Origin of the sequence: Duganella guangzhouensis (assembly GCF_009674535.1) — a bacterium.
GTDB lineage: Bacteria > Pseudomonadota > Gammaproteobacteria > Burkholderiales > Burkholderiaceae_D > Rugamonas > Rugamonas guangzhouensis.
In genome coordinates this window covers 22,600-45,607 of record NZ_WKJK01000027.1, presented here as the reverse complement: position 1 = coordinate 45,607, position 23,008 = coordinate 22,600, and the positions used below count along the sequence as shown (strand labels likewise).

Annotated in this window: 22 protein-coding genes; 6 read left to right on the top strand and 16 right to left on the bottom strand. The window is 62.8% G+C overall.

What is annotated here, in order from left to right; translation table 11 throughout:
* Window positions 1-9 precede the first annotated feature (9 nt).
* The 15 genes from GJ699_RS31185 to gyrA form a co-directional block, all read right to left on the bottom strand.
* A complete protein-coding gene (locus GJ699_RS31185) occupies window positions 10-174 on the bottom strand; it encodes a hypothetical protein (RefSeq protein WP_154383319.1) in 165 nt (54 codons plus the stop codon).
* 58 nt (window positions 175-232) lie between these two features.
* Window positions 233-529, bottom strand: a complete 297-nt coding sequence (locus GJ699_RS31180; RefSeq protein ID WP_154383318.1) for a ComEA family DNA-binding protein — start codon at window positions 527-529, stop codon at window positions 233-235.
* 167 nt (window positions 530-696) lie between these two features.
* Complete coding sequence (rfaE1, locus tag GJ699_RS31175; protein WP_371867724.1) at window positions 697-1,623, bottom strand: D-glycero-beta-D-manno-heptose-7-phosphate kinase; 927 nt, start codon at window positions 1,621-1,623, stop codon at window positions 697-699.
* A gap of 10 nt (window positions 1,624-1,633) precedes the next feature.
* Entirely contained in the window at window positions 1,634-3,007 is a 1,374-nt protein-coding gene (locus tag GJ699_RS31170) for a UDP-glucose dehydrogenase family protein (protein WP_154383317.1), read from the bottom strand.
* A gap of 12 nt (window positions 3,008-3,019) precedes the next feature.
* Window positions 3,020-4,195 carry a lipopolysaccharide assembly protein LapB gene (gene lapB, locus GJ699_RS31165; RefSeq protein WP_154383316.1) on the bottom strand — a complete coding sequence of 392 codons (1,176 nt, stop codon included), beginning with the start codon at window positions 4,193-4,195 and terminating at the stop codon, window positions 3,020-3,022.
* Between the two features lie 12 nt (window positions 4,196-4,207).
* The gene (locus GJ699_RS31160; protein ID WP_154383315.1) at window positions 4,208-4,510 is read right to left on the bottom strand and encodes a LapA family protein; all 303 of its coding nucleotides are present in this window, start codon (window positions 4,508-4,510) and stop codon (window positions 4,208-4,210) included.
* Between the two features lie 108 nt (window positions 4,511-4,618).
* The gene (locus tag GJ699_RS31155) at window positions 4,619-4,924 is read right to left on the bottom strand and encodes an integration host factor subunit beta (protein ID WP_008446215.1); all 306 of its coding nucleotides are present in this window, start codon (window positions 4,922-4,924) and stop codon (window positions 4,619-4,621) included.
* Between the two features lie 10 nt (window positions 4,925-4,934).
* The gene (gene rpsA, locus GJ699_RS31150; protein WP_154383314.1) at window positions 4,935-6,611 is read right to left on the bottom strand and encodes a 30S ribosomal protein S1; all 1,677 of its coding nucleotides are present in this window, start codon (window positions 6,609-6,611) and stop codon (window positions 4,935-4,937) included.
* Window positions 6,612-6,684: 73 nt separating this feature from the next.
* Window positions 6,685-7,353 (bottom strand): (d)CMP kinase, encoded by a 669-nt coding sequence (gene cmk / locus GJ699_RS31145; RefSeq protein ID WP_154383313.1) that lies wholly within the window; start codon window positions 7,351-7,353, stop codon window positions 6,685-6,687.
* Window positions 7,354-7,358: 5 nt separating this feature from the next.
* The gene (gene aroA / locus GJ699_RS31140; RefSeq protein WP_154383312.1) at window positions 7,359-8,672 is read right to left on the bottom strand and encodes a 3-phosphoshikimate 1-carboxyvinyltransferase; all 1,314 of its coding nucleotides are present in this window, start codon (window positions 8,670-8,672) and stop codon (window positions 7,359-7,361) included.
* A gap of 98 nt (window positions 8,673-8,770) precedes the next feature.
* Window positions 8,771-9,700, bottom strand: coding sequence for a prephenate dehydrogenase (locus tag GJ699_RS31135; protein WP_195763689.1), 930 nt, complete (start codon window positions 9,698-9,700; stop codon window positions 8,771-8,773).
* Window positions 9,700-10,809, bottom strand: coding sequence for a histidinol-phosphate transaminase (gene hisC / locus GJ699_RS31130; protein ID WP_154383311.1), 1,110 nt, complete (start codon window positions 10,807-10,809; stop codon window positions 9,700-9,702). The genes GJ699_RS31135 and hisC overlap by 1 nt, the downstream gene beginning before the upstream one ends.
* Window positions 10,810-10,824: 15 nt before the next feature.
* The gene (pheA, locus tag GJ699_RS31125; RefSeq protein WP_154383310.1) at window positions 10,825-11,898 is read right to left on the bottom strand and encodes a prephenate dehydratase; all 1,074 of its coding nucleotides are present in this window, start codon (window positions 11,896-11,898) and stop codon (window positions 10,825-10,827) included.
* Window positions 11,899-11,902: 4 nt separating this feature from the next.
* Complete coding sequence (serC, locus tag GJ699_RS31120) at window positions 11,903-12,994, bottom strand: 3-phosphoserine/phosphohydroxythreonine transaminase (protein WP_154383309.1); 1,092 nt, start codon at window positions 12,992-12,994, stop codon at window positions 11,903-11,905.
* A gap of 82 nt (window positions 12,995-13,076) precedes the next feature.
* A complete protein-coding gene (gyrA, locus tag GJ699_RS31115) occupies window positions 13,077-15,707 on the bottom strand; it encodes a DNA gyrase subunit A (RefSeq protein ID WP_154383308.1) in 2,631 nt (876 codons plus the stop codon).
* Window positions 15,708-16,114: 407 nt separating this feature from the next.
* Here gyrA and ompA point away from each other — a divergent pair, with 407 nt between their 5' ends.
* The 5 genes from ompA (at window position 16,115) to GJ699_RS31090 (ending at window position 20,715) form a co-directional block, all read left to right on the top strand.
* Window positions 16,115-16,825 carry an outer membrane protein OmpA gene (gene ompA / locus GJ699_RS31110; protein WP_154383307.1) on the top strand — a complete coding sequence of 237 codons (711 nt, stop codon included), beginning with the start codon at window positions 16,115-16,117 and terminating at the stop codon, window positions 16,823-16,825.
* A gap of 94 nt (window positions 16,826-16,919) precedes the next feature.
* Window positions 16,920-17,615 (top strand): bifunctional 2-polyprenyl-6-hydroxyphenol methylase/3-demethylubiquinol 3-O-methyltransferase UbiG, encoded by a 696-nt coding sequence (gene ubiG, locus GJ699_RS31105; RefSeq protein ID WP_154383306.1) that lies wholly within the window; start codon window positions 16,920-16,922, stop codon window positions 17,613-17,615.
* A 2-nt stretch (window positions 17,616-17,617) separates the two neighbouring features.
* The gene (locus tag GJ699_RS31100) at window positions 17,618-18,301 is read left to right on the top strand and encodes an HAD family hydrolase (protein WP_154383305.1); all 684 of its coding nucleotides are present in this window, start codon (window positions 17,618-17,620) and stop codon (window positions 18,299-18,301) included.
* 179 nt (window positions 18,302-18,480) lie between these two features.
* Complete coding sequence (locus GJ699_RS31095) at window positions 18,481-19,512, top strand: hypothetical protein (RefSeq protein ID WP_154383304.1); 1,032 nt, start codon at window positions 18,481-18,483, stop codon at window positions 19,510-19,512.
* A 108-nt stretch (window positions 19,513-19,620) separates the two neighbouring features.
* Complete coding sequence (locus GJ699_RS31090; RefSeq protein ID WP_154383303.1) at window positions 19,621-20,715, top strand: hypothetical protein; 1,095 nt, start codon at window positions 19,621-19,623, stop codon at window positions 20,713-20,715.
* Here GJ699_RS31090 and GJ699_RS31085 read toward each other — a convergent pair.
* On the bottom strand, window positions 20,712-21,983 hold the full coding sequence (locus tag GJ699_RS31085; RefSeq protein ID WP_154383302.1) for an O-acetylhomoserine aminocarboxypropyltransferase/cysteine synthase family protein: 1,272 nt from the start codon (window positions 21,981-21,983) through the stop codon (window positions 20,712-20,714). The two genes, GJ699_RS31090 and GJ699_RS31085, sit on opposite strands and share 4 nt — an antisense overlap.
* A gap of 135 nt (window positions 21,984-22,118) precedes the next feature.
* Here GJ699_RS31085 and GJ699_RS31080 point away from each other — a divergent pair, with 135 nt between their 5' ends.
* Complete coding sequence (locus tag GJ699_RS31080) at window positions 22,119-22,994, top strand: RNA polymerase sigma-70 factor (protein WP_154383301.1); 876 nt, start codon at window positions 22,119-22,121, stop codon at window positions 22,992-22,994.
* Window positions 22,995-23,008: the final 14 nt, after the last annotated feature.

The window sequence follows — 23,008 nt, the reverse complement described above, 5'->3', positions numbered from 1 at the left end:
GCTCAGCCCCTAGACCGGCACGCTGCGCAGCGATTCGCGCAAGCGCGCGGCGGCGGGGTCGCGCGACCTCAGCACGCCCACATGCTTCTCGGACCAGCCCAGTTCATTGCGCGCCTGCGCAATCCGTGCCAGTCCATCCTCAAACGAAATAAAGGTAAATGCTTCCGCAGTCATGATGCTCTCCTGGTGTCGGTACGAAATGCCCCACGCCAGCGTGGGGCCGATGGCGATGCTATTTGGCGGTCTTCGCGGGAGCGCCGTCCTTGGATTTGCCGTTCACCTGCAGACCGGCCTCCGACAGACGCGCGGCGCTCTTTTCACCGATGCCCTTAACCCGCGACTCCAGATCGGCCCAGTCCTTGAACTCACCTTTCTTGCGCTCTTCCAGGATGGCCTTGGTCTTGGCCGGCCCCAGCCCGCGTATGCCATCCAGCGCCGCCGCATCGGCCTTGTTGACGTCCACCTGGGCCCAGGCCAGGTTGATAGCGGCCAGCAACGCGGCCACGGTCAGCAATAATTTCTTATACATGGTTGTCTCCGTTCAGGTTAAGCAAGGGCGAACATCGCGTCTTGCGCACTCCTTAACGAACACATGCCATCCGCGCGTTGACGCGCACGGCTGAGCCAGATCAACACCGAAAATAAAAAGCCCCGCACGGTCTGCACCAGTGCGGGGCGGGTCGGGCGGCCTGGCCGTTATGCCGACGGGAACAATTCCTCGTGCGTGACGGTGGCCGTGCCCAGCTTGCCGACCACGATGCCGCCGGCGCGGTTGGCGGTTTCCACCGCCTCCTGCCAGCCGGCGCCCGCGCCCAGCATGCACGCCATGGTGGCGATCACGGTATCGCCCGCGCCCGAGACGTCAAACACCTCGCGCGCCTGCGCAGGCGTGTGGTACTGCGCGCCGTCGGTGTACAGCGTCATGCCCTCTTCCGAACGGGTCAGCAACAGCGCGTCCAGTTTCAGCTCGGCGCGCAGCGCCTGCGCCTTGGCGCTCAGCTGCTCTTCCGACTGCCACGAACCGATGATGCGCTTCAGCTCCGACTTGTTCGGCGTCAGCACGGTGGCGCCGGTGTAGCGCGAGAAATCGTCGCCCTTCGGATCGACCATCACCACCTTGCCGGCCGCGCGCGCGGCGGCGATCATATCGGCCACCGCCACCAGGCTGCCCTTGGCGTAGTCGGACAGGATGATCACATCGTAATCGGCCAGCAGCGCCTTGAACTGCTGCAGCTTGTCGCGCAACACGGTGTCGGTCGGCGGCTCCTCGAAATCGATGCGCACCATCTGCTGCTGGCGTCCGATCACGCGCAGCTTGATGATGGTGGAAATCGCCTCGTCGCGTTTCAGATAGCTGCGGATGCCGCCGCCTTCCAGCAGCTGCTCCACCTCGGTGCCGGCTTCGTCGTTGCCGACGATGCCCAGCAGGCCGGCCTGCACCCCCAGCGCGCCGGCGTTGCGCGCCACGTTGGCGGCGCCGCCCAGACGCGCCTCGCGCTTCTCGATGCGCACCACCGGCACCGGCGCCTCGGGCGAAATGCGGCTGACGTCACCGAACCAGTAACGGTCCAGCATCACATCACCCACCACCAGGATACGTACTTGGTCCAGATTCTTGCTCACTATAAGCCTCTTAACTACGGGTCAGGATGGAACGGCCGATGCCGTGATATTCAACGCCGGCTTCGGCCATCACCTGCGGCTCGAACAGATTGCGGCCATCGAAGATCACCGCGTGCCGCAGCGCCGCCTTGATCTTGTCGAAGTCCGGGCTGCGGAACGCCTTCCATTCGGTGACGATGACCAGCGCGGTGGCGCCACCCAGCGTATCGGTCGCGCTGTCGGCAAAGCGCACCCGCGCCAGTTCGGCCGGCGACAGGTCCAGCGCCAGCACCCGCTTGGCCTCGGCCATGGCGACCGGATCGTACACCGCCACCGTGGCGCCGGCGTCCAGCAACTGGCGCACCAGCACCCGCGACGGCGCTTCGCGCATATCGTCGGTATTCGGCTTGAAGGCCAGGCCCCAGATCGCGAAATGCTGGCCGCTCAGGTCCTCGCCAAAACGCTTGATGACCTTCTGGCCCAGCACCAGCTTCTGCTTGTCGTTGACAGCCTCCACCGCGCGCAGGATCAGCAGATCCTGATCGTACTGGCGCGCGGTGCGCTCCAGCGCCTGCACGTCTTTCGGGAAGCAGGAACCGCCGTAGCCGGCGCCGGCGTACAGGAAGCTGTGGCCGATGCGCGGATCGGAGCCGATGCCGTGCCGCACCGCCTCGATGTCGACTCCCACCCGGTCGGCCAGGTTGGCCAGTTCGTTCATGAACGAGATGCGCGTTGCCAGCATCGAGTTGGCGGCGTACTTGGTGAATTCGGCCGAGCGCACGTCCATCCAGAAGGTGCGCTCGTGATTGCGGTTGAATGGCGCGTACAGCTTTTTCATCAGCGCCGCCGCCTTGTGGCCGTCGGCCGTGCTGTCATGGCCGATCACGATGCGGTCCGGGCGCATGAAGTCTTCCACCGCCGCGCCCTCTTTGAGGAATTCCGGATTCGACACCACCGAGAAGCTGGCCTGCCCGGCCACGCCGCGCGCCGTCAGTTCGTCCTGCAGCGCCGCCCTGACGCGGTCGCCGGTGCCGACCGGCACCGTCGATTTGTCGACGATGACCTTGAAGCCGGTCATGTGCTGGCCGATGTTGCGCGCGGCCGCCAGCACGTATTGCAGGTCGGCCGAACCATCTTCATCGGGCGGCGTGCCGACCGCGATGAACTGCACTTCGCCATGCGCCACCGAGGCCGCGACGTCGGTCGAGAACTGAATGCGGCCGGCGGCGCGGTTGCGCGCGACCACTTCTTCCAGGCCCGGTTCGTGGATCGGGATGCCGCCGCTGTTCAGCAGATCGATCTTGCGCTGATCGACGTCCAGACAGAACACGTCGTTGCCCAACTCCGCCAGACAGGCGCCGGTGACCAGGCCAACATAGCCGGTGCCGATAATCGTGATTTTCATAGTGGTACCGCCTTAATTCATGACATTCAATTCTTCGGTGCGGCGCGGCGGATAGGTTTCCCAGCGGCTGCAGCCAGGGCACTGCCAGTAGAACTGGCGCGCCTTGAAACCGCAATGGCCGCATTGATAACGCGCCAGCTTCTGTGTATAGCCGTGTACCAGATTCTTCACCAGCGACAGCTCCGGCATCACCGCCGCCGGCGCATCCATCAGACGCGCCTCCAGGAACTTGTCCAGTCCCAGCAGGGTCGGCGTGCGCCGCAATTCATTCGAAATCAATTCCTTGGCGGCATCGATGCCATCCAGCTCCAGCACCGCCTTGTAGACCACCTCGATCAGATCGATCGACGAGGCCTGCTCCAGATAGGACTTCAACAGATTAACACCTTCCTGCGGCCGGCCCACTTTGCGGTAGCCATCCATCAGCCGCGGCGCCACCAGCGCCACGTGCGGCACGCTGATCTGCTCCACCCGGCGCCAGGTCAGCAGCGCGCCTTCGACATCGCCCTGCGCCAGTTGCGCATCGCCGGTCAGCAGCGTGGCGCGCACGTTGACGCGGTCGGCCTGCAGCGATTTATCCAGCAGCGCCAGCGCCTGTTCCGGATGCATGTGCACCAGCGCGTCCTGCGCCAGCTCGCAGTAGAACTGCGCGATCTGCTTCTGGCGCGAACCGGCGCCCGATTCCTGCAGCCCGATCGCCGCCTCGATCGCGCGCGGCCACTCCTTCTCGCGCTGGAAAATCTCCAGCAGCGCGCGCCGCGCCTGCGCCGAATAGGCGCTGTTCAGCAGCGTGTTGAAGGTTTCCTCGGCGCGGTCCAGCAGACCGGCCTTCAGGTAATCCATGCCCAGCTCATGCTGCGCGTGTTCCTTCTGCTCCTGCGGCAGATCCGGCCGCGCCAGCAGGTTCTGGTGCACGCGGATGGCGCGCTCGGTCTCGCCACGGCGGCGGAACAGATTTCCCAGCGCGAAATGCATATCGGCCGATTCCGGGTCCAGCCGCACAATCTCGATGAAGGCGTCGACCGCCTTGTCCGGCTCATCGTTGAGCAGGAAGTTCAAGCCTTTGTAATAGCCGCGCGGCAGCGAGCGCGACTCGGAAATCAATTGACGGATGTCGACGCGCGCGGCGACCCATCCCAGAGCGAAAAAGACCGGGATGCCCAGTAACCACCAGAGTTCAAATTCCATGCTGTGTACTTGTTATTGTGTATTGACGCTGTCGGGCTGCGGCTGGCGGGTGGCCTGCTGCGCCGAGCTTTGCAGCGTGTGAATAGTGGTCTTGTGTTTGTTGGTCTCGCGGCGGTGGCGGAACACGGTCGGCGTCAGCGCCAGCACGCCCAGCACCGCGCCGGCAACGAAAAAGCCCAGCAGCATCAGCACCAGCGGGCCGCGCAGCTCATAGTTCAGGAACAGATGCAGCTCGACTTCCTGCGTGTTCTTCAACGCGAAGCCGAAAAACAAGATGAAGATGACAAAACCGATAAAGGTGGAGATGAATTTCATCAGCCAGCGTCCTGTGGAGTGAGTTCCGAGAGCGTCAGTATCGCACCTCGGCCGCTAAAAAAAAAGCGGCATCCCGAAGGACGCCGCTTTTGCTAACTATCGAATGCTTCAGTCCTCGATGATCGGTTGCCCGACCATCGCGTCAACCCGCTCACGCAATTGCTTGCCCGGCTTGAAGTGCGGCACCCGTTTTTCCGGCACCATCACCTTGTCGCCCGATTTCGGGTTACGTCCGATGCGCGGTGGCCGGCTGTTGAGGGCAAAGCTGCCAAAACCGCGGATCTCGATGCGCTGACCGGTCGCCAAGGCGTTGGTCATCGCATCCAGAATGGTCTTGACGGCGTATTCCGCATCCTTGGCCACCAGCTGAGAATAACGCTCAGCCAGGCGGTTGATCAGTTCGGACTTAGTCATCGACTAGTTCTTAGTTCTTGTTATCCAGTTTGGCTTTCAGCAGCGCGCCCAGGCTGGTGGTGCCCGAAGCTGCATTGCTGTCAGCAGCGATGTTTTTCATCGCTTCTGCGGTCTCAGCCGAATCTTTGGCTTTGATCGACAGCTGGATCGAACGTGCTTTACGGTCGATGTTGATCACCAGAGCTTCGACGGAATCGCCGACTTTCAGGTGGGTGCCAGCATCTTCCACGCGGTCACGCGAGATTTCCGAAGCGCGCAGGTAGCCTTCAACTTCTTCCGACAGCTGGATCACGGCGCCTTTAGGCTCAACCGATTTAACGGTGCCGGTAACCAGCGCGCCTTTGTCGTTCATGGCGGCGAAGTTGTTGAATGGATCGCCTTCCAGTTGCTTAACGCCCAGGGACACGCGCTCACGCTCAACGTCGATTGCCAGAACCACGGCTTCCAGTTCGTCACCTTTCTTGAACTTGCGCACGGCTTCTTCACCGGACTCGGTCCACGACAGGTCGGACAGGTGCACCAGGCCGTCAATGTTGCCAGCCAGACCGATGAACACGCCGAAGTCGGTGATCGATTTGATCGCGCCTTTGACTTTGTCACCTTTCTTATGGGTCACGCCGAAGTCGTCCCATGGGTTGGCTTTGCACTGTTTCATGCCCAGCGAGATACGACGACGCTCTTCGTCGATCTCCAGAACCATCACTTCTACTTCGTCGCCGAGTTGGACAACTTTGTTTGGAGCGACGTTTTTGTTGGTCCAGTCCATTTCGGAAACGTGCACCAGACCTTCGATGCCTTGTTCCACTTCAACGAACGCACCGTAGTCGGTCAGGTTGGTGACTTTACCGAACAGGCGGGTGCCTTGTGGGTAACGACGCGACAGACCGGTCCATGGGTCATCGCCCAGTTGCTTCACGCCCAGCGAAACACGGTTTTTCTCTTGATCGTATTTCAGGACTTTCGCGGTGATCTCTTGACCCACGGTCAGCACTTCCGATGGGTGACGCACACGACGCCATGCCAGGTCGGTGATGTGCAGCAGGCCGTCGATGCCGCCCAGATCCACGAACGCGCCGTAGTCGGTGATGTTTTTCACCACGCCGGTCACCACGGTGCCTTCTTTCAGCGTTTCCATCAGTTTCTGACGCTCTTCGCCCATCGAAGCTTCGATCACGGCGCGGCGGGACAGAACCACGTTGTTACGCTTGCGGTCCAGTTTGATAACTTTGAATTCGAGGGTTTTGCCTTCGAATGGGGTGGTGTCTTTGACTGGACGGGTGTCCACCAGCGAACCTGGCAGGAAGGCACGGATGCCGTTGGTCAGAACGGTCAGACCGCCCTTGACTTTGCCGTTCACGGTGCCGACCACGATCTCGCCCGACTCCATTGCTTTTTCCAGTGCCAGCCACGAAGCCAGACGCTTGGCTTTGTCGCGCGACAGGATGGTATCGCCGAAACCATTTTCCAGCGATTCGATGGCCACGGAAACGAAGTCACCTACTTTGACTTCCAGTTCGCCTTGGTCATTTTTGAATTCTTCAACAGGGATGAAAGCTTCCGATTTCAGGCCTGCGTTGACGATCACGAAGTTGTGATCCAGACGAACGACTTCAGCCGAAATAACTTCGCCCGAGCGCATATCTTGGCGCGACAGGGATTCTTCGAAGAGGGCTGCAAAACTTTCCATATTATAAAACTTCCAGGTTAGCCAGTAAGGCCCGCAGGATGCGGCTTCAACTGGGTTAGGGTTGATAAAGGTATTACTTGGTGATACCGGCGTACCATTGCAAGACCTGATCAACCGCTTGATCAGCGGTCATATTCGAGGTATCCAGCACGTGGGCGCCGTCCGCTGGTGCCAACGGGGCGATGGTCCGATTGGTATCCCGGTCATCGCGCGCCTGTAAATCCACCAGTAGGTCTTGCATATTAGCAGAAAATCCCTTGTCTATCAATTGCTTATAACGGCGCTCGGCGCGCGCCTGTACCGAGGCGGTCAAAAACACCTTCAGCGGCGCGTGCGGGAAGATCACCGAGCCCATGTCGCGACCGTCCGCGACCAGGCCCGGCGCCTTGCGAAAACTCAGTTGCAGCCCGGTCAGCGCATGCCGCACCGCCGGGAAAGTGGCGATCTTGGAGGCGGTGTTGCCGACCTCCTCGGCGCGGATCGCGTCGGTGACGTTTTCCTGCGACAGCACGATGGCGCCGCCCTGGAAACTGCACTGCAGATGCTCGGCCAGCTTGGCCAGCGCGTGCTCGTCGGTCAGATCGGTGTCGCGGCGCAGCGCCGACAGCGCGGTCAAACGGTACAGCGCGCCCGAATCCAGATAATGGAAGCCGAGCTTATCGGCAACGCGGTGTGCGACCGTGCCCTTGCCGGATGCGGTGGGGCCGTCGATGGTGATGACTGGAATCTGGGAAGTTGGCATATCAGTTATTTTGCAATTTTCGCAAATGCGGTGAAGTAATCGGGGAAGGTTTTGTTCACGCATTTCGGATCGTTGATGCGCACCGGCGCGCCCTTGCGCAGCGCGCCGTCCAGCGCCACCAGCGAGAAGCACATCGCCATGCGGTGATCGTCGTAGGTATCAATGGTAGCAGGGCTCAGCGCGGCGGGCGGGGTGACCTTGATATAGTCCGGCCCCTCCTCCACCGTGGCGCCAACCTTACGCAACTCGGCCGCCATGGCGGCGATGCGATCGGTTTCCTTGACGCGCCAGCTGGCGATATTGCGCAGCGTGCTGGTGCCGTCGGCATACAGCGCCGCCACCGCGATCGTCATCGCGGCGTCCGGAATGTGATTGAAGTCGGCGTCGATGGCCTTCAGCGGGCCATGGGCGCGCGCCTCGATCCAGTTATCGCCCATGGTGATCTCGGCCCCCATCTGCGCCAGCGCGGCGGCGAAGCGCACATCGCCCTGAATGCTGTCCTTGCCCACGCCCTCCACCCGCACCGGACCGCCGCCAATCGCGCCAGCCGCCAGGAAGTAGGACGCCGACGAAGCGTCGCCCTCGACGTGGATGGTGCCCGGCGACTGGTAGACCTGGCCCGGCTGGATGGTGAACGACTCCCAGCCATTCTGCTCGACCTTGACGCCGAAGCGGCGGATCAGGTTCAGCGTGATCTCAATATACGGCTTGGAAATCAGCTCGCCAACCACATCGATGGTGATCGCATGTTCCTTGGCCATCAGCGGCGCCACCATCAGCAGCGCGGTCAGGAACTGGCTCGACACATCGCCGCGCACCGACAGGCGCTGGGTGGTGATCTTGCCCTGCTTGATGTGCAGCGGCGGATAGCCCGGGTTGCCGGTGTATTCGACATTGGTGCCGGCGGCGTTGAGCGCGTCGACCAGATCGCCGATCGGACGCTCATGCATGCGCGGCACGCCATGCAGCGTGTAATCGCCACCTATCACCGCCAGCGCGGCCGTCAGCGGACGGATCGCCGTGCCGGCGTTGCCCATGAACAGATCGGCCGACTTATTCGGCAGCACGCCGGCCACGCCGGTAACGTGGTGAATCGTGCCGGTGGCGGTTTTCTCCTCCGTCCACTGCACGCCGAGCGCGCGCAGCGCCGCCAGCATCACAGCGGTATCGTCCGACGCCAGCAGATCGACAATCGCCACCTGCCCCTGCGACAGCGCCGACAGCAGCAAAATGCGGTTCGAGATGGACTTGGAGCCCGGCAGGCGCACCGCGCCCTCAACGTGAGCGACCGTTTGCAGGTCGAGATATTCGTGAGTCATACAATCTTCCTTTAGCGCCCGCCGTCGTCCCCGCGAAAGCGGGGACCCATGCTGAGCGCGCGTTCTATGGACTCCCGCCTGCGCGGGAGTGACGGCGGTTATTCTGCTTTATCGGGCGACGGCGGCGCTTCGGCCGCTTCGATCGCGGTGATCCATTGGTGACGCGCTTGCTGGGCGTTGCTGTAGATCCGTTCCAGCGCCACGCCGTCGTTGGCGGCCAGGTGCGCGCGCAGGCTCGTCAATTGTGCCATGTAGGCGTCGAGCTCGGCTAACAGCGCGGGCTGGTTGGCCAGGCTGATGTCGCGCCACATTTCCGGCGATGAACCGGCAATGCGAGTGAAATCGCGGAAGCCGCTGGCGGCGTACTGGAACAGCAAGTCGGCGTGCGGCTTGTTGGCGATATCGTCCACCAGGCCGTAGGCCAGCAAATGCGGCAGGTGGCTGACGGCGGCGAACACTTTGTCGTGCTCTTCCGGCGTCAGGCGGTGGATGATGGCGCCGCAGGCGCGCCAGGCGGCGGCCACGCGTTCGATGTCAGCGTCGCTGTTTTCGGCCAGCGCGGTGATCACCGCTTTCTTACCGATGTACAGGTGGTCGATGGCGGCGTCCGGACCGTTGGTTTCGCGGCCGGCGATCGGGTGGCCGGGCACGAATTGGGCGATTTTGTCACCCAGCGTGCGGCGCGCGGCGGCCACCACGTCGGACTTGGTGCTGCCGGCATCGCTGACCACGGTGCCGGGCTGCAGGTGCGGCGCGATCGCGGCCAGTATGGCTTCGGTCTGTGCCACCGGAGCGGCCAGCAGCACCAGATCGGCGCCGTGCAGCGCTTCGGCCAGCGACAGCGCGCCCTCGGACGCATCGCCGGTGACGCCGATGGCATCGATGATGCCCAGCTCTTTGGCACGCGCCATCGAGGCCGACGAGCGGCCAACGCCGACGATGTCACGCACCGCGCCAGCTTTGCGCAGCGCCCGCGCGAACGAGCCGCCGATCAGCCCTACGCCGAAGATAACGACTTTGTTCAGCATCACTCGGCCAATGCTTTCGTCAGCGCTTCAACAAAGGCTTCATTCTCTTCCGGCAGGCCGATCGAGATGCGCAGCCATTGCGGCAGGCCGTAGTTGCCGACCGGGCGCACAATCACGCCCTGCTTCAGCAGCGCCAGATTGATGCGCGCGCCGGCGTCGGCCTCATTGCCCACTTTGACCAGCACGAAGTTACCGTACGACGGCACATACTCCAAGCCCAGCTTCTCGAACGCTTGCACCAACTGCACATAGCCCTCGGCGTTGTTGGCCGCGCTCTGCTCCAGGAACGCCTTGTCGTTCAGCGCCGCGATGGCCGCCGCCTGCGCCAGCGAATTGACGTTGAACGGCTGGCGAATGCGGTTCATCAGATCGGTCAGCGCCGGCTGCGCGATCGCGAAGCCCACGCGCAGACCGGCCAGGCCATAGGCCTTGGAGAAGGTGCGCGACACCAGCAGGTTCGGATACTTCTTCACCCACGCCGCTGATTCGAACTGGTGTTCGGCCGCCAGGAATTCGTTGTACGCTTCGTCCAGCACCACCACCACATTGGCCGGCACCTTGGCGACGAACGCCTCGATCTCGGCGGCCGGAATGAAGGTGCCGGTCGGGTTGTTCGGATTGGCGATGAACACCTGGCGGGTATCGTCGCGGATCGCGGCCAGCATGGCCGGCAGGTCGTGACCATATTGTGTCGCCGGCACCACGATGTGCTGCGCGCCCACACCCTGCGTGGCCAGCGCGTACACCGCGAACGAGTACTGCGAATACACGATCGACTGGCCGCGCTCCACAAACGCGTGCGCGGCGATTTCCAGAATATCGTTGGAGCCGTTACCCAGCGTGATCCAGTCGGCCGGCACGTCGTAGCGCTTGGACAGCGCGCCTTTCAGATCGAAGCCGTTGGCGTCCGGGTAGCGTCCCAGTTCCGCCACGGCGGCGGCCATGGCCTGCTGCGCCGATGCCGGCACGCCAAACGGATTTTCATTCGATGCCAGCTTGACGATCTTGGCTTCGTCCAGACCGAATTCACGCGCGACTTCAGCGATCGGTTTGCCGGCCTGGTATGGGGCGATGGCGCGGACGTATTCCGGGCCGTAGTTCTTGCTCATAGTGTCTCTCTCGATTTAAGTCAGGCTGACCGGGTAGGAACCCAGCACCTTGAAGAATGCGGCATTACTCTGCAGTTCGGCCAGTGCCTTGGCCACCGCCTCGTTCTGCACGTGGCCTTCGACGTCAACGTAGAAGTAGTATTCCCAGGTGCCGGTGCGCGCCGGGCGCGATTCGAAGCGGGTCATCGACACGCCATGCTGCGCCAGCGATCCAAGCAGGCGGTAGATCGAGCCGGCTTTGTGCGGCGCGGCCAGCGCCAGCGAGGTGCGGTCCTCGCCCGACGGGCCGGCATGCAGCGAGCCAATCACCGCAAAGCGGGTGCGGTTGTGCGGATCGTCCTGGATGTTGGCCTTGACCGTGCCCAGGCTGTAACGCACGCCGGCGCGTTCACCGGCAATCGCGGCGATCGCGTGATCGTCACGCGCCATGCGCGCCGCTTCGGCGTTCGACGATACCGCGCGTCGTTCGATGTCCGGATAGTTGTTGTTCAACCAGATCTGGCACTGCGCCAGCGCCTGCGCGTGGGCGCAGATGGCGGTCACGCCTTCCATGTTGCCGCTGCCGGTCAGCAGGCTGTGACGCACCGCGATCGACACTTCGCCGCTGATGGTCAGCGGCGTATGCAGCAGCAGATCCAGCGTGCGGCCGATCGCGCCTTCGGTCGAGTTCTCGACCGGCACCACGCCGAATTCCGCCGTGCCGGCCTCGGTGGCACGGAACACTTCGTCGATCGACGAGCAAGGCAGCACGTCGACGGCGGTGCCGAACTGCTGATACACCGCCTGTTCGCTGTAGGTGCCGGCCGGGCCGAGGAAGGCCACGGTGACGCGCTTCTCCAGCGAGCGGCAGGCCGACATGATTTCACGCCAGATGGTCTGCAGCTCGGCGTTGCCCATCGGGCCGGGATTGCGTTCGGCCACGCCGCGCAGCACCTGCGCCTCGCGCTCCGGACGGAATACCGGCGCGCCGGTTTCGGCCTTCACATGGCCCACATCCTGCGCCACGCGCGCGCGCTGGTTCAGCAGGTCGAGGATTTGCGCGTCGATCGCATCGATCTTTTCGCGCAAGGGTTTGAGTTTGTCGTTCATTGGATTATTTCACTGCGTTGGCCGCGAATTCGTTCAGGTAGGTCACGAGCGCTTGCACGCCCTCGATAGGCATCGCGTTGTAGATCGATGCGCGCATACCGCCGACGGACTTGTGGCCCTTCAGTTGCAGCAGGCCGCGCGCTTTGGCGCCGGCCAGGAATGCTTCGTTCCTGCTTTCGTCCTTCAGGTAGAAGGGCACGTTCATGCGCGAGCGGTTGGCCGGCGCGACGCGGGTGTCGTAAAAGTCGCTGGCGTCCAGCGCATCGTACAGCAGCTTGGCCTTGGCTTCGGCGCGACGCTCCATCTCGGCCACGCCGCCCTGCTGCTTTAGCCACTGGAACACCAGGCCGGCGATGTAAATGCCGTAGGTGGGCGGCGTGTTGTACATCGAGTCGTTATCGGCCACCAGCTTGAAGTCGAACGCCGATGGGCAGATCGGCAGCGCCTTGCCCAGCAGGTCGTCGCGGATGATGACGATGGTGACGCCGGCCGGGCCGATGTTCTTCTGCGCGCCGGCGAAGATCACGCCGTACTTCGAGACGTCGATCTGGCGCGACAGGATGTGCGACGACATATCGGCCACCAACGTCACGTCCTTCAGACGCGGATCATTGAAGTCGGGCTGATATTCAACCCCGCCAATGGTCTCGTTGGTGCACATGTGCAGATAGGCGGCGCCGGGCGTCAAGCGCCACTCGGCCTGCGGCGGCAGCGCCGTCTCGGACGAGGCGGCGGTGTTGACCTTGGCGTATTTGCCGGCTTCCTTGATGGATTTGGCCGACCACGAACCGGTGTGGATGAAATCGATGGTTGCGCCGTCGGGCTTGTGGCCCAGCAGGTTCAACGGAATCAGGGCGTTCTGCGACAAGCCGCCGCCCTGCATGAACAGGATTTTGTAATTGTCCGGTACTGCCAGCAGTTCGCGCAGATCGCGCTCGGCTGCCTTGTAAATCGATATGAATTCCGGTCCGCGGTGGCTCATCTCCATCACCGACATGCCGCTGCCATGCCAGTCCAGCATTTCGGCCGCGGCTTGCGCCAGCACCTCTTTCGGCAGCACAGCCGGGCCGGCGGAGAAGTTGTAGATGTGAGTCATTGCGTTCCTTTAAAAATAAAAAGCGGGGCCAGTTCTATTGTCGCGCAATAGTCTTGGCCCCGCTGGCTCGATACGGTGAGCTTTACTCCGTCACTGAATCCGGGCCGGGTTCCAGCTCGACTTCGTCAATGTCGGTTTCCACCACGCGCTGCAGGCCGGACAGCTTGGTGCCGTCTTCCACCGCGATCAGGGTCACGCCCTGGGTCGCGCGGCCCATCTCGCGGATTTCCGACACGCGGGTGCGAATCAGCACGCCGCCGGTGGTGATCAGCATGATCTCATCCGACGAATCCACCAGCGTGGCCGCCACCACCCGGCCGTTACGCTCGGAGGTCTGGATCGCGATCATGCCCTTGGTGCCACGGCCGTGACGGGTGTACTCGGTGATCGGGGTACGCTTGCCGAAACCGTTCTCGGTCGCGGTCAGCACCGACTGCTGCTCGTTCTCGGCCACCAGCAGCGCGATCACGCGCTGGCCCTCGTCCAGATTCATGCCGCGCACGCCACGGGCGTTACGGCCCATCGGACGCACGTCGTTCTCGTCGAAGCGCACCGCCTTGCCGGCGTCGGAGAACAGCATCACATCGTGTTCGCCATCGGTCAGCGCGGCGCCGATCAGGAAGTCGCCCTCGTCCAGGTCGACCGCGATGATGCCGGCCTTGCGTGGATTGCTGAAGTCTTTCAGCGGGGTTTTCTTCACGGTGCCCAGGCTGGTCGACATGAACACGTAATGATCTTCAGGGAAGCTGCGGTTATCGCCCGACAGCGGCAGAATCACGGTGATCTTCTCGTTATCCTGCAGCGGGAACATGTTGACGATCGGCTTGCCGCGCGAGTTGCGCGAGCCTTGCGGCACTTCCCACACCTTCAGCCAGTACAGGCGGCCACGGTCGGAGAAGCACAGAATGTAATCGTGGGTGTTGGCGATGAACAGCTGATCGATCCAGTCCTCGTCCTTGGTCGCCATGGCCTGCTTGCCGCGACCGCCGCGTTTCTGCGCGCGGTACTCGGAAATCGGCTGCGCCTTCATGTAACCGGTGTGCGACAGGGTGACCACCATGTCCTGCGGCGTGATCAGGTCTTCGGTATTCAGGTCGCTGGCGTTGTGCTCGATGTTGGAACGGCGCGGATCTTTGGCCGGATCGCCGAACTCGGTCACCACCGACGTCATTTCCTCGGTGATGATGGTGGTCACGCGCGACGGCGTGGCCAGAATGTCCAGCAGGTCGGCGATTTCCGCCATCACGTCCTTGTACTCGTTGACGATCTTGTCCTGCTCCAGACCGGTCAGACGTTGCAGACGCATTTGCAGAATCTCTTGCGCCTGATCGTCGGACAGCTTGTACATGCCGTCGGCCTGAATGCCGTAGTGCTTAGGCAAGTGCTCCGGACGGAACGCCTCGATACCGCCGACGGTGGTGCCTTCGCCGGTACGGGCCAGCATCTCGCGCACCAGCGACGAATCCCAGGAACGGTCCATCAGCGCCGCTTTCGCCACCGGCGGCGTCGGCGCCGCCTTGATCAGGGCGATGAACTCGTCGATGTTGGCCAGCGCCACCGCCAGGCCTTCCAGCACGTGGCCGCGTTCGCGCGCCTTGCGCAGTTCGAACACGGTACGGCGCGTCACCACTTCGCGGCGGTGCGACAGGAAGCACGACAGCATTTCCTTCAGGTTCAGCAGCTTAGGCTGGCCGTCGACCAGCGCCACCATGTTCATGCCGAAGGTGTCTTGCAGCTGGGTCTGCTTGTACAGATTGTTCAGCACCACTTCCGGTACTTCACCGCGCTTCAGCTCGATCACCACGCGCATGCCCGATTTATCGGACTCGTCGCGGATGTCGCTGATGCCTTCCAGCTTCTTGTCGCGCACGTTTTCAGCGATGCGTTCCAGCAGCGATTTCTTGTTGACCTGGTACGGCAGCTCGTCGACGATGATCGCGGTGCGGCCGCCATCCTTGCCGTATTCCTCGTAGTGGGTCTTGGCGCGCATCACCACCCGGCCACGGCCGGTGCGGTAACCATCGCGCACGCCGGAGACGCCGTAGATGGTGCCGCCGGTCGGGAAGTCCGGCGCCGGGATCAGTTCGATCAGTTCGTCAATCGAGCATTCCGGGTTTTGCAGCACGTGCAGCGCGCCGGCAATCACTTCATGCAGATTGTGCGGCGGAATGTTGGTGGCCATACCCACCGCGATGCCGGACGAACCGTTGATCAGCAGGTTGGGGATGCGGGTCGGCAAGACCGTTGGCTCTTTTTCCTTGCCGTCGTAGTTGGGCTGGAAGTCGACCGTGTCCTTGTCGATGTCGGCCAGCAGTTCGCTGGAAATCTTGTCGAGACGGCACTCGGTGTAACGCATCGCCGCAGCGCCGTCGCCATCGACCGAGCCAAAGTTACCCTGGCCGTCGACCAGCATGTAGCGCAGCGAGAAGTCCTGCGCCATCCGCACCAGCGTGTCGTAAATCGAGGCGTCGCCGTGCGGGTGGTATTTACCCATGGTGTCGCCCACCACACGGGCGCACTTGACGTAGGCGCGGTTCCACACGTAGTTCGATTCGTGCATCGAGTACAAGACGCGGCGGTGTACCGGCTTGAGGCCGTCACGCACATCAGGCAAAGCACGGCCCACGATCACGCTCATGGCGTAGTCGAGGTAGCTCTTGCGCATCTCTTCTTCGAGGGAAATAGGGATTGTTTCTTTTGCGAATTGATCCATTGGCGGGTCGTTCTAACTGTGGTTTTGTTAAGCCTCTCCAAGAGACAGGCAAGCGTACGATTTTAGCATGCGCGCCAGGCAACTCGCGAAAAACCGCGCCATGCCAGCAACCATGCGGGGTGTGCGCCATTCAACGCACGGTAACAAGTTGTAATATTCATGACACATTACTCAATTATTATCGACAATCGCGTTGCAACAAAACAACATTTTGGTTGAAAGCGCGATGGCGCCATGTTGGCGGCGATTAAACGACTTTCAGCGCTTGTGGCAAAATGGACGAGAAGTCAATTGCTTGATTCGCAAGCGGAGGACAGGCAAGACGCCCCTGCATGGTAGAATTCGCCCCACGCAAAGAACTCGTCGCGCAGTTTTCTGCAGATATCACCCCCGAAAGGAAGAAAAATATGAAAAAACTGATTTCGATGCTGGCCATCTCGGCTGCATTCGCCGGTTCGGCGATCGCTCAAACCGCGCCGACCGCGCCTCCATATGCTCCTGTGACGCAGGACATCAAAGCAGCGACCCCGAAAAGCGCCTACGTGCAAGATGCACGCGGCGTGATCGCTCGCGACCCGTTCGGCCTGTGCTGGCGCACTGGTTACTGGACCCCGGCCGATGCCGTGCCAGGTTGCGATCTGCCGATCTGCGTTGAGCCAGAAAAACTGGAAAATGGCAAGTGCGTAGCCCCACCGCCGCCACCACCGCCAGTGGCACCAGCACCGGCGCCAGCCCCTGCGCCAGCACCAGTACCAGTGCCAACCGCGCAAAAAGTGAGCTTCGCCGCTGACGCCTTCTTCGACTTCGACAAGGCCGTGCTGAAACCGGAAGGCAAGTCCAAACTGGACGACCTGACCTCGAAACTGGGTTCGATCAACCTGGAAGTCATCATCGCCGTCGGTCACACTGACTCGGTCGGTACCGATGAGTACAACCAGAAGCTGTCGGTACGTCGCGCTGAAGCCGTCAAAGCCTACATCATCTCCAAAGGCGTAGAAGCCAACCGCGTCTACACCGAAGGCAAAGGCGAGAAACAGCCAGTCGCGGACAACAAAACCGCCGAAGGCCGCGCTAAAAACCGTCGCGTAGAAATCGAAGTGGTCGGCACCAGCAAGTAATCGCTGATTGCACCACACAGGGCCCCGCTTAGGCGGGGCTTTTTTTTCGCCTCTTGCTTTAGAATAGCGAAATTAGTCTTTTTAAATCGTTGCCATGAACGCTGATCCATTAGAACTGCAAAAATTCTCCGAACTCGCGCACCGCTGGTGGGACCCGACCTCGGAATTCCGTCCGCTGCACGAGATTAATCCGCTGCGCCTGGAATGGATCAACGCGCGCGCGCCGCTAGCCGGCAAGAACGTGATCGACATCGGTTGCGGCGGCGGCATCCTGTCCGAGTCGATGGCGCGCAAGGGCGCCACCGTCACCGGCATCGACCTCGGCGAGAAGGCGCTGAAAGTGGCCGATCTGCATTCGCTGGAATCCGGCGTGCAGGTGCGCTACAAGCTGATCGCCGCCGAGGACATGGCGGCCCAGGAAGCCGGCCAGTACGATGTGGTGACCTGCATGGAAATGCTGGAGCACGTGCCCGATCCGTCCGCCATCGTGCGCGCCTGCGCGGCGCTGGTGAAGCCGGGCGGCCAGGTGTTCTTCTCGACGCTGAACCGCAATCCGAAAGCCTATCTGTTCGCGGTGATCGGCGCCGAGTACCTGCTGCGCCTGCTGCCGAAAGGCACCCACGATTACGAGAAGTTCATCACCCCGTCCGAGCTGTCGCAGTACATCCGCAGCGCCGGGCTGGAGGTGCAAGGCTTCAAGGGCATGGGCTACAACCCGCTGACCAAGATCTACTCGCTCAACGACGATACCAGCGTCAATTACCTGGTGGCCGCGCGCCGCCCACTGTGATCATGATGACTGCCCCTCGCGCTATCCTGTTCGACCTCGACGGCACGCTGGCCGACACCGCGCCCGACCTGGCGGCCGCCGTCAACCTGCTGCGCACGGCGCGCGGCCTGGAGCCGACCGCCTACGAGATCCTGCGTCCGACCGCCTCGGCCGGCGCGCGCGGCATGATAGGCGCGTCGTTCGGCCTGACGCCGGACGACGAAGGCTACCTGGAACTGCGCGACGGCTTCTTCAACAATTACGAAGCGGCGATCGCGGTGCACAGCCGCTTGTTCGATGGCGTGCCGGCGCTGCTGACCGGCATCGAGGCGGCCGGGCTGCAATGGGGCGTGGTCACCAATAAATCCAAACGCTTCACCGACCCGCTGTTGCCGCAGATCGGCCTCGGCCACGCGGCCTGCGCGATTTCCGGCGACACCACGCCACACCCGAAACCGCATCCGGCGCCGCTGCTGGAAGCGGCGCGCCAGCTCGGCGTGGCGCCGGAACAATGCTGGTACGCCGGCGACGATCTGCGCGACATTCAGGCCGGCCAGGCCGCCGGCATGCTGACCATTGCCTGCGGCTGGGGCTATTGCGGCAGCACCGAGCCGCAAGATTGGCAAGCCGACCATCTGTGCCAGCAACCATCCGAGCTGCTGGACCTGCTGCGCGCGGCGCTGGCGGCAGGCGCGCTGGCCGCATAGTAATGCGCTGGCAACGTTTCCGTTGTATAGACGTATCAAAGTAAAAATAAGTGTTGCCGCAGGGATATATCAGGCGTAGTCTTCGCTTGACTGCGTAATGTTACTTACTTCCTGATAGCCCCAACCCCGCCGATGGAAAGCAAGGCAGTCGTCCGAGCCCTCTTTCCATCAGGTGCCCCATGAACCTCCCTGACCCGGCCGCTGCCCCGATCCCGCAGCTGTACACCGATTCCTTCGCCGCCCTGCCCCATCGCACCACCGCGCCGCAAAGCTGGATGGTGCGCGTGGCCGACGCGCGCTACCACTGGTACGACCTGTTTGCCGGCTTTGCCGACAAGCCCGACATCCGCGATCCGATCGGCCGCTATATGCGCCGCATGCAATTCGAGCTGGAGGCCACCGCCCACCAGCGCCATCTGTTCCTGGCGGTCAGCCGCCCGCGCGTGCGCTTCGACATCAGCGGCGTGGTGCAATGGGGCTTTTTCTCGCTCAAGCTGACGCTGCCGCTGCTGATGGGCGCCGATGAGCGCAAGGACAGCGTCACCATCGAACTCAAGGTGCCGTTTGCCGCCACGCTGAAAAAACCGACCGTGACGCTGACCGAGAATTTCATCAGCCTCAACTGGGGCGGCCTGGTCGAGGTGTTTTCGGTGCACGATCTGCTGCAAACCTATGCCCACACGCTGCAATTACCCAGCAAGGTGCACTACGTCGGCCAGACCCGCGACGAGGATGGCCGGCTCGGCAAGGGCCGGCTGCCGGCGCTGCACAAGCTGCGCGCCCAGCTGGGCATGGATTACGACACGCTGATTCTGGTGCTGGGCGTCGAGGTCGACGTCAGCTGCGCGGAGGGCGATCCGGCAGAGCTGCCGCACAACGCCCATCCGCTGGCGGCCGACGCGCTGCAAGCCGAGCGCGCCGACGTGATCGAGGCGGCGCTGATCCGCTACTTCGAAGGCAGCACGCCACGCCTGCGCCCGGCAGACGAGCGCAAGATGCGCGCCGAGCGCCTGACCGCAGTGCAAACCGCCAATCACCTGGTGCAATACACGCTCGATCTGGCGCTGCCGGAGGCCGATTATTACGACCAGCTGTGCTCGGAATTCGTGACCGCCGCGCCGCGCCACCTGCTGAGCTGCTTCATTGCCGACGGCCAGGCACAAGTTGCGGCAATGCCACTTCCAGCCACGCCCAAGGGCAGCAAGGGCTGAACTAGTGTTACATTGAGTGATAAAACGCCGGCCACTGAAATTTCCCAATAGAAATATTCCAGCACAGGCACTATAATCCTCGCACGATGAGATACTGGAGCGCGCAACATGACCGATGACGACGACGATTACCCCGATCCGTCGCCAGAAGAGCTGGGCATAGGCGCGCTGATGGAGGACGCGCCGGAGCCCTTCCACGACCTGGTGGCGCCGCCACCGGACGCGATGGAAGAGCTGCTGCCGCTGATGCCGCAACGCACCGCCGCACCGCAGACCTGGGTGGTCACGGTGGCCGACGCCAAATTCCACTGGTACGACCTGATCGCCGGCTTCCCGCCGGTGCCGGACATCCGCGACCCGGTCGGCCGCCACCTGCGCCGCATGCAGTTCGACCTCGAAGCGACCAGCGAAAAGCGACTGCTGTATTTTGCCGTCAGCCGGCCGATCGTCCGTTTCGATACCTCGCGCAGCACCAGCTGGGGCTTCTTCTCGCTCAAGCTGACGCTGCCGCTGCTGGTCGGCGTGGAAGAAAAGAAAGAGACGCTGACCATCGAGCTGACGGTGCCGTTCGCCGCCACGCTGAAGAAGCCGAGCGTGGTGCTGACCGACCGCTTCCTTACCCTCAACTGGGGTGGCCTGATCGAGGCACTGTCGATCCACGACGTGCTGCAGCAGTACGAGAACAACTTCAACTTCGCCAGCGAAGTGCAGTACGTCGGCCAGACCAAGGACCCGCTGGGCCGGCTGGCGCGCGCGCGCCTGATGCCGGTGCAACGGGTCCACCAGCGCCACAGCGAAAACAACGACATGCTGCTGCTGATCCAGCGCATGAACGTGGAAGTGATGTCGGACGATGGCGACCCAGCCGAACTGGAGGTCAACCAGAATCCGGTGGCCGCCGACATGCTGCTGAAGGACCGCATCGATGTCATCGAATGCGCGTTGATCCGCTACTTCGAGGGGCCGGAAATGCACGGCCGCACCGACAAGGAAGCCGACATCCGCAAGCAGCGCGTGCAGGAAGTCCGGGTCAGCAACAACCTGGAAAGCTTCCGCATCGACCTGCGGCTGGAGGATGCCGGCAAGTACCACGATCTGTACTCCAAGCACACGGCGATATCGCGCAGTCACATCATCGACTGCAGCATCGTTGACGGCAACGTCATCATCAACCGCGTGCCGGACAAGATCGCCAAGTCCTAGACCGCCGCCAGCGCCTGATCGAGGTCGGCCAGCAGATCGTCGCTGTGCTCGATGCCGATCGACAGCCGCACCGTATCCACCGTCACGCCCGCCTTGGCCAGCTCTTCCTCGTTGAGCTGGCGGTGGGTGGTCGTGGCCGGATGGCAGGCCAGCGATTTGGCGTCGCCGATATTGACCAGGCGCGTAAACAGCTTGAGCGCATCCTGGAAGCGCGCGCCACCCTCCTTGCCGCCTTCAACGCCAAAGGTCAGCACGCCGGACGGCCGGCCGCCCAGGTATTTGCGCGCCAGCGCATGGTCGCGGTGCCCCTCCAGCCCGGCGTAATTGACCCACTTGACCTTGGCATGACGCTGCAGGAATTGCGCCACCGTCAGCGTGTTGTCGACGATACGTTCCATGCGCAGCGCCAGCGTTTCTATCCCCTGCAGCAGCAAGAACGCGTTGAACGGCGACAGCGCGGCGCCGGTGTTGCGCAGCGGCACCACGCGGGCGCGGCCGATGTAGGCGGCCGGTCCCAGCGCTTCGGTGTAGACCACGCCGTGATAGGACACGTCCGGCTCGTTCAGGCGCGGGAAGCGCTGCTTGTGTTCGGCCCACGGGAACTTGCCGGAATCGATGATGGCACCGCCGATCGAATTGCCGTGGCCGCCCAGGTATTTGGTCAGCGAGTGCACCACGATGTCAGCGCCGTGTTCGATCGGGCGCAGCAGATACGGCGTGGCCACGGTGTTATCGACGATCAGCGGCACGCCGTGCTGATGAGCGACGGCGGCGATCGCGGCGATGTCGGTGATGTTGCCCAGCGGGTTGCCAATCGACTCGATGAACACCGCCTTGGTGCGCTCGTCGATCAGGGCGGCAAACGAGGCCGGATCGCGCGCATCGGCAAAGCGGGTAGTGATGCCGTACTGCGGCAGCGTGTGGGCGAACAGGTTGTAAGTGCCGCCGTACAGCGTAGCGGCGGAAACGATGTTGTCGCCAGCTTCGGCGATGGTCTGGATCGAATAGGTGATCGCGGCTTGGCCGGACGCCAGCGCCAGCGCGGCGACACCGCCCTCCAGCGCCGCCAGCCGTTGCTCCAGCACGTTCTGGGTCGGGTTCATGATGCGGGTGTAGATATTGCCTTGCACTTTAAGGTCAAACAGGTCGGCGCCGTGCTGGGTGTCGTCGAAGGCGTAGGCCACGGTCTGGTAGATCGGCACCGCCACCGCGCGCGTGGTCGGGTCCGGGGTGTAGCCGCCGTGGACGGCAATGGTTTCGAGTTTCATGCGGTCTCCTTGGTTGGTGGATGCAAAGGTAGCGGCAATCCGGTGCCGCAGCCACGAATGAATCCGTACATGCAAATGCACATTCCGGATAAGCTAACGCTGTCACAAACTGAGCGCGCGGCGCGTCTAAAGTTCATGACTAGCGAAACTTCAACCTTCACGGCGCTGCGGCCGCGCCTGTTTTCCATCGCCTACCGCATGCTGGGCGTGCGCGCCGACGCCGAAGACGTGGTGCAGGACGCCTGGCTGCGCTGGCAGGCCAGCGACCAGGCGGCGGTGCAGTCGGCCGAAGCCTGGCTGGTGACCATCGCCACCCGGCTGGCGCTGGACCGGCTGCGCGCCCGCGCCGCCGAGCGTGAGCAGTATGTCGGCTGGTGGCTGCCGGAACCGATTGTCGAATTGGACGAGCAGACGCCGGAAAGCCGAGCCGAGCTGGCCAGCGAAGTGTCGCTGGCGTTTCTGTGGGTGCTGGAACGCTTGTCGCCGGAAGAGCGGGCGGCGTTTTTGATGCGGCAGGTGTTCGAGCACGACTATGCCGACATCGCCACTCTGCTGGGCAAAAGCGAAGTGGCCTGCCGGCAGATGGTGCATCGGGCACAACAGCGTGTTCAGCAGCAACAGCCGCGTTTTGAGGTGGCGCGCGACCAGCATCACGCGCTGCTGGGACGCTTCATGACCGCCGCCCAGCACGGCGACCGCGCCGCCATGAAAGCCATGCTGGCCGACGATGTGCAACTGGTGGCCGATGGCGGCGGCAAGGTCAATTCCTATCTGCGCATCCTGCGCGGCGCCGGCCGGGTGGCGGGCTCGTTCTGGTCGCTGCAGCATATGTATCCGCAGCAAGTGGAGTACCGCCAGGCGCGCGTCAACGGCACGCCGGGCTTGCTGCGCTATGTCGACGGCAAGCTGGAATCCGCGCAGGCGTTTGCGATTGCCGACGGGCGCATCGTGGCGGTGTTCATCATGCGCAATCCGGACAAGCTGGGCGGCGTGCCGCAGACGCTGTTCTGACGGCTGTCACAAAA

What these genes read in the sequence shown, in the direction of transcription:
- GJ699_RS31185 (WP_154383319.1), bottom strand. Translation starts at nt 174, where the DNA reads ATGACTGCGGAAGCATTTACCTTTATTTCGTTTGAGGATGGACTGGCA.
- GJ699_RS31180 (WP_154383318.1), bottom strand. Translation starts at nt 529, where the DNA reads ATGTATAAGAAATTATTGCTGACCGTGGCCGCGTTGCTGGCCGCTATC.
- GJ699_RS31170 (WP_154383317.1), bottom strand. Translation starts at nt 3,007, where the DNA reads ATGAAAATCACGATTATCGGCACCGGCTATGTTGGCCTGGTCACCGGC.
- lapB (WP_154383316.1), bottom strand. Translation starts at nt 4,195, where the DNA reads ATGGAATTTGAACTCTGGTGGTTACTGGGCATCCCGGTCTTTTTCGCT.
- GJ699_RS31160 (WP_154383315.1), bottom strand. Translation starts at nt 4,510, where the DNA reads ATGAAATTCATCTCCACCTTTATCGGTTTTGTCATCTTCATCTTGTTT.
- GJ699_RS31155 (WP_008446215.1), bottom strand. Translation starts at nt 4,924, where the DNA reads ATGACTAAGTCCGAACTGATCAACCGCCTGGCTGAGCGTTATTCTCAG.
- rpsA (WP_154383314.1), bottom strand. Translation starts at nt 6,611, where the DNA reads ATGGAAAGTTTTGCAGCCCTCTTCGAAGAATCCCTGTCGCGCCAAGAT.
- cmk (WP_154383313.1), bottom strand. Translation starts at nt 7,353, where the DNA reads ATGCCAACTTCCCAGATTCCAGTCATCACCATCGACGGCCCCACCGCA.
- aroA (WP_154383312.1), bottom strand. Translation starts at nt 8,672, where the DNA reads ATGACTCACGAATATCTCGACCTGCAAACGGTCGCTCACGTTGAGGGC.
- GJ699_RS31135 (WP_195763689.1), bottom strand. Translation starts at nt 9,700, where the DNA reads ATGCTGAACAAAGTCGTTATCTTCGGCGTAGGGCTGATCGGCGGCTCG.
- hisC (WP_154383311.1), bottom strand. Translation starts at nt 10,809, where the DNA reads ATGAGCAAGAACTACGGCCCGGAATACGTCCGCGCCATCGCCCCATAC.
- pheA (WP_154383310.1), bottom strand. Translation starts at nt 11,898, where the DNA reads ATGAACGACAAACTCAAACCCTTGCGCGAAAAGATCGATGCGATCGAC.
- serC (WP_154383309.1), bottom strand. Translation starts at nt 12,994, where the DNA reads ATGACTCACATCTACAACTTCTCCGCCGGCCCGGCTGTGCTGCCGAAA.
- gyrA (WP_154383308.1), bottom strand. Translation starts at nt 15,707, where the DNA reads ATGGATCAATTCGCAAAAGAAACAATCCCTATTTCCCTCGAAGAAGAG.
- ompA (WP_154383307.1), top strand. Translation starts at nt 16,115, where the DNA reads ATGAAAAAACTGATTTCGATGCTGGCCATCTCGGCTGCATTCGCCGGT.
- ubiG (WP_154383306.1), top strand. Translation starts at nt 16,920, where the DNA reads ATGAACGCTGATCCATTAGAACTGCAAAAATTCTCCGAACTCGCGCAC.
- GJ699_RS31100 (WP_154383305.1), top strand. Translation starts at nt 17,618, where the DNA reads ATGATGACTGCCCCTCGCGCTATCCTGTTCGACCTCGACGGCACGCTG.
- GJ699_RS31095 (WP_154383304.1), top strand. Translation starts at nt 18,481, where the DNA reads ATGAACCTCCCTGACCCGGCCGCTGCCCCGATCCCGCAGCTGTACACC.
- GJ699_RS31090 (WP_154383303.1), top strand. Translation starts at nt 19,621, where the DNA reads ATGACCGATGACGACGACGATTACCCCGATCCGTCGCCAGAAGAGCTG.
- GJ699_RS31085 (WP_154383302.1), bottom strand. Translation starts at nt 21,983, where the DNA reads ATGAAACTCGAAACCATTGCCGTCCACGGCGGCTACACCCCGGACCCG.
- GJ699_RS31080 (WP_154383301.1), top strand. Translation starts at nt 22,119, where the DNA reads ATGACTAGCGAAACTTCAACCTTCACGGCGCTGCGGCCGCGCCTGTTT.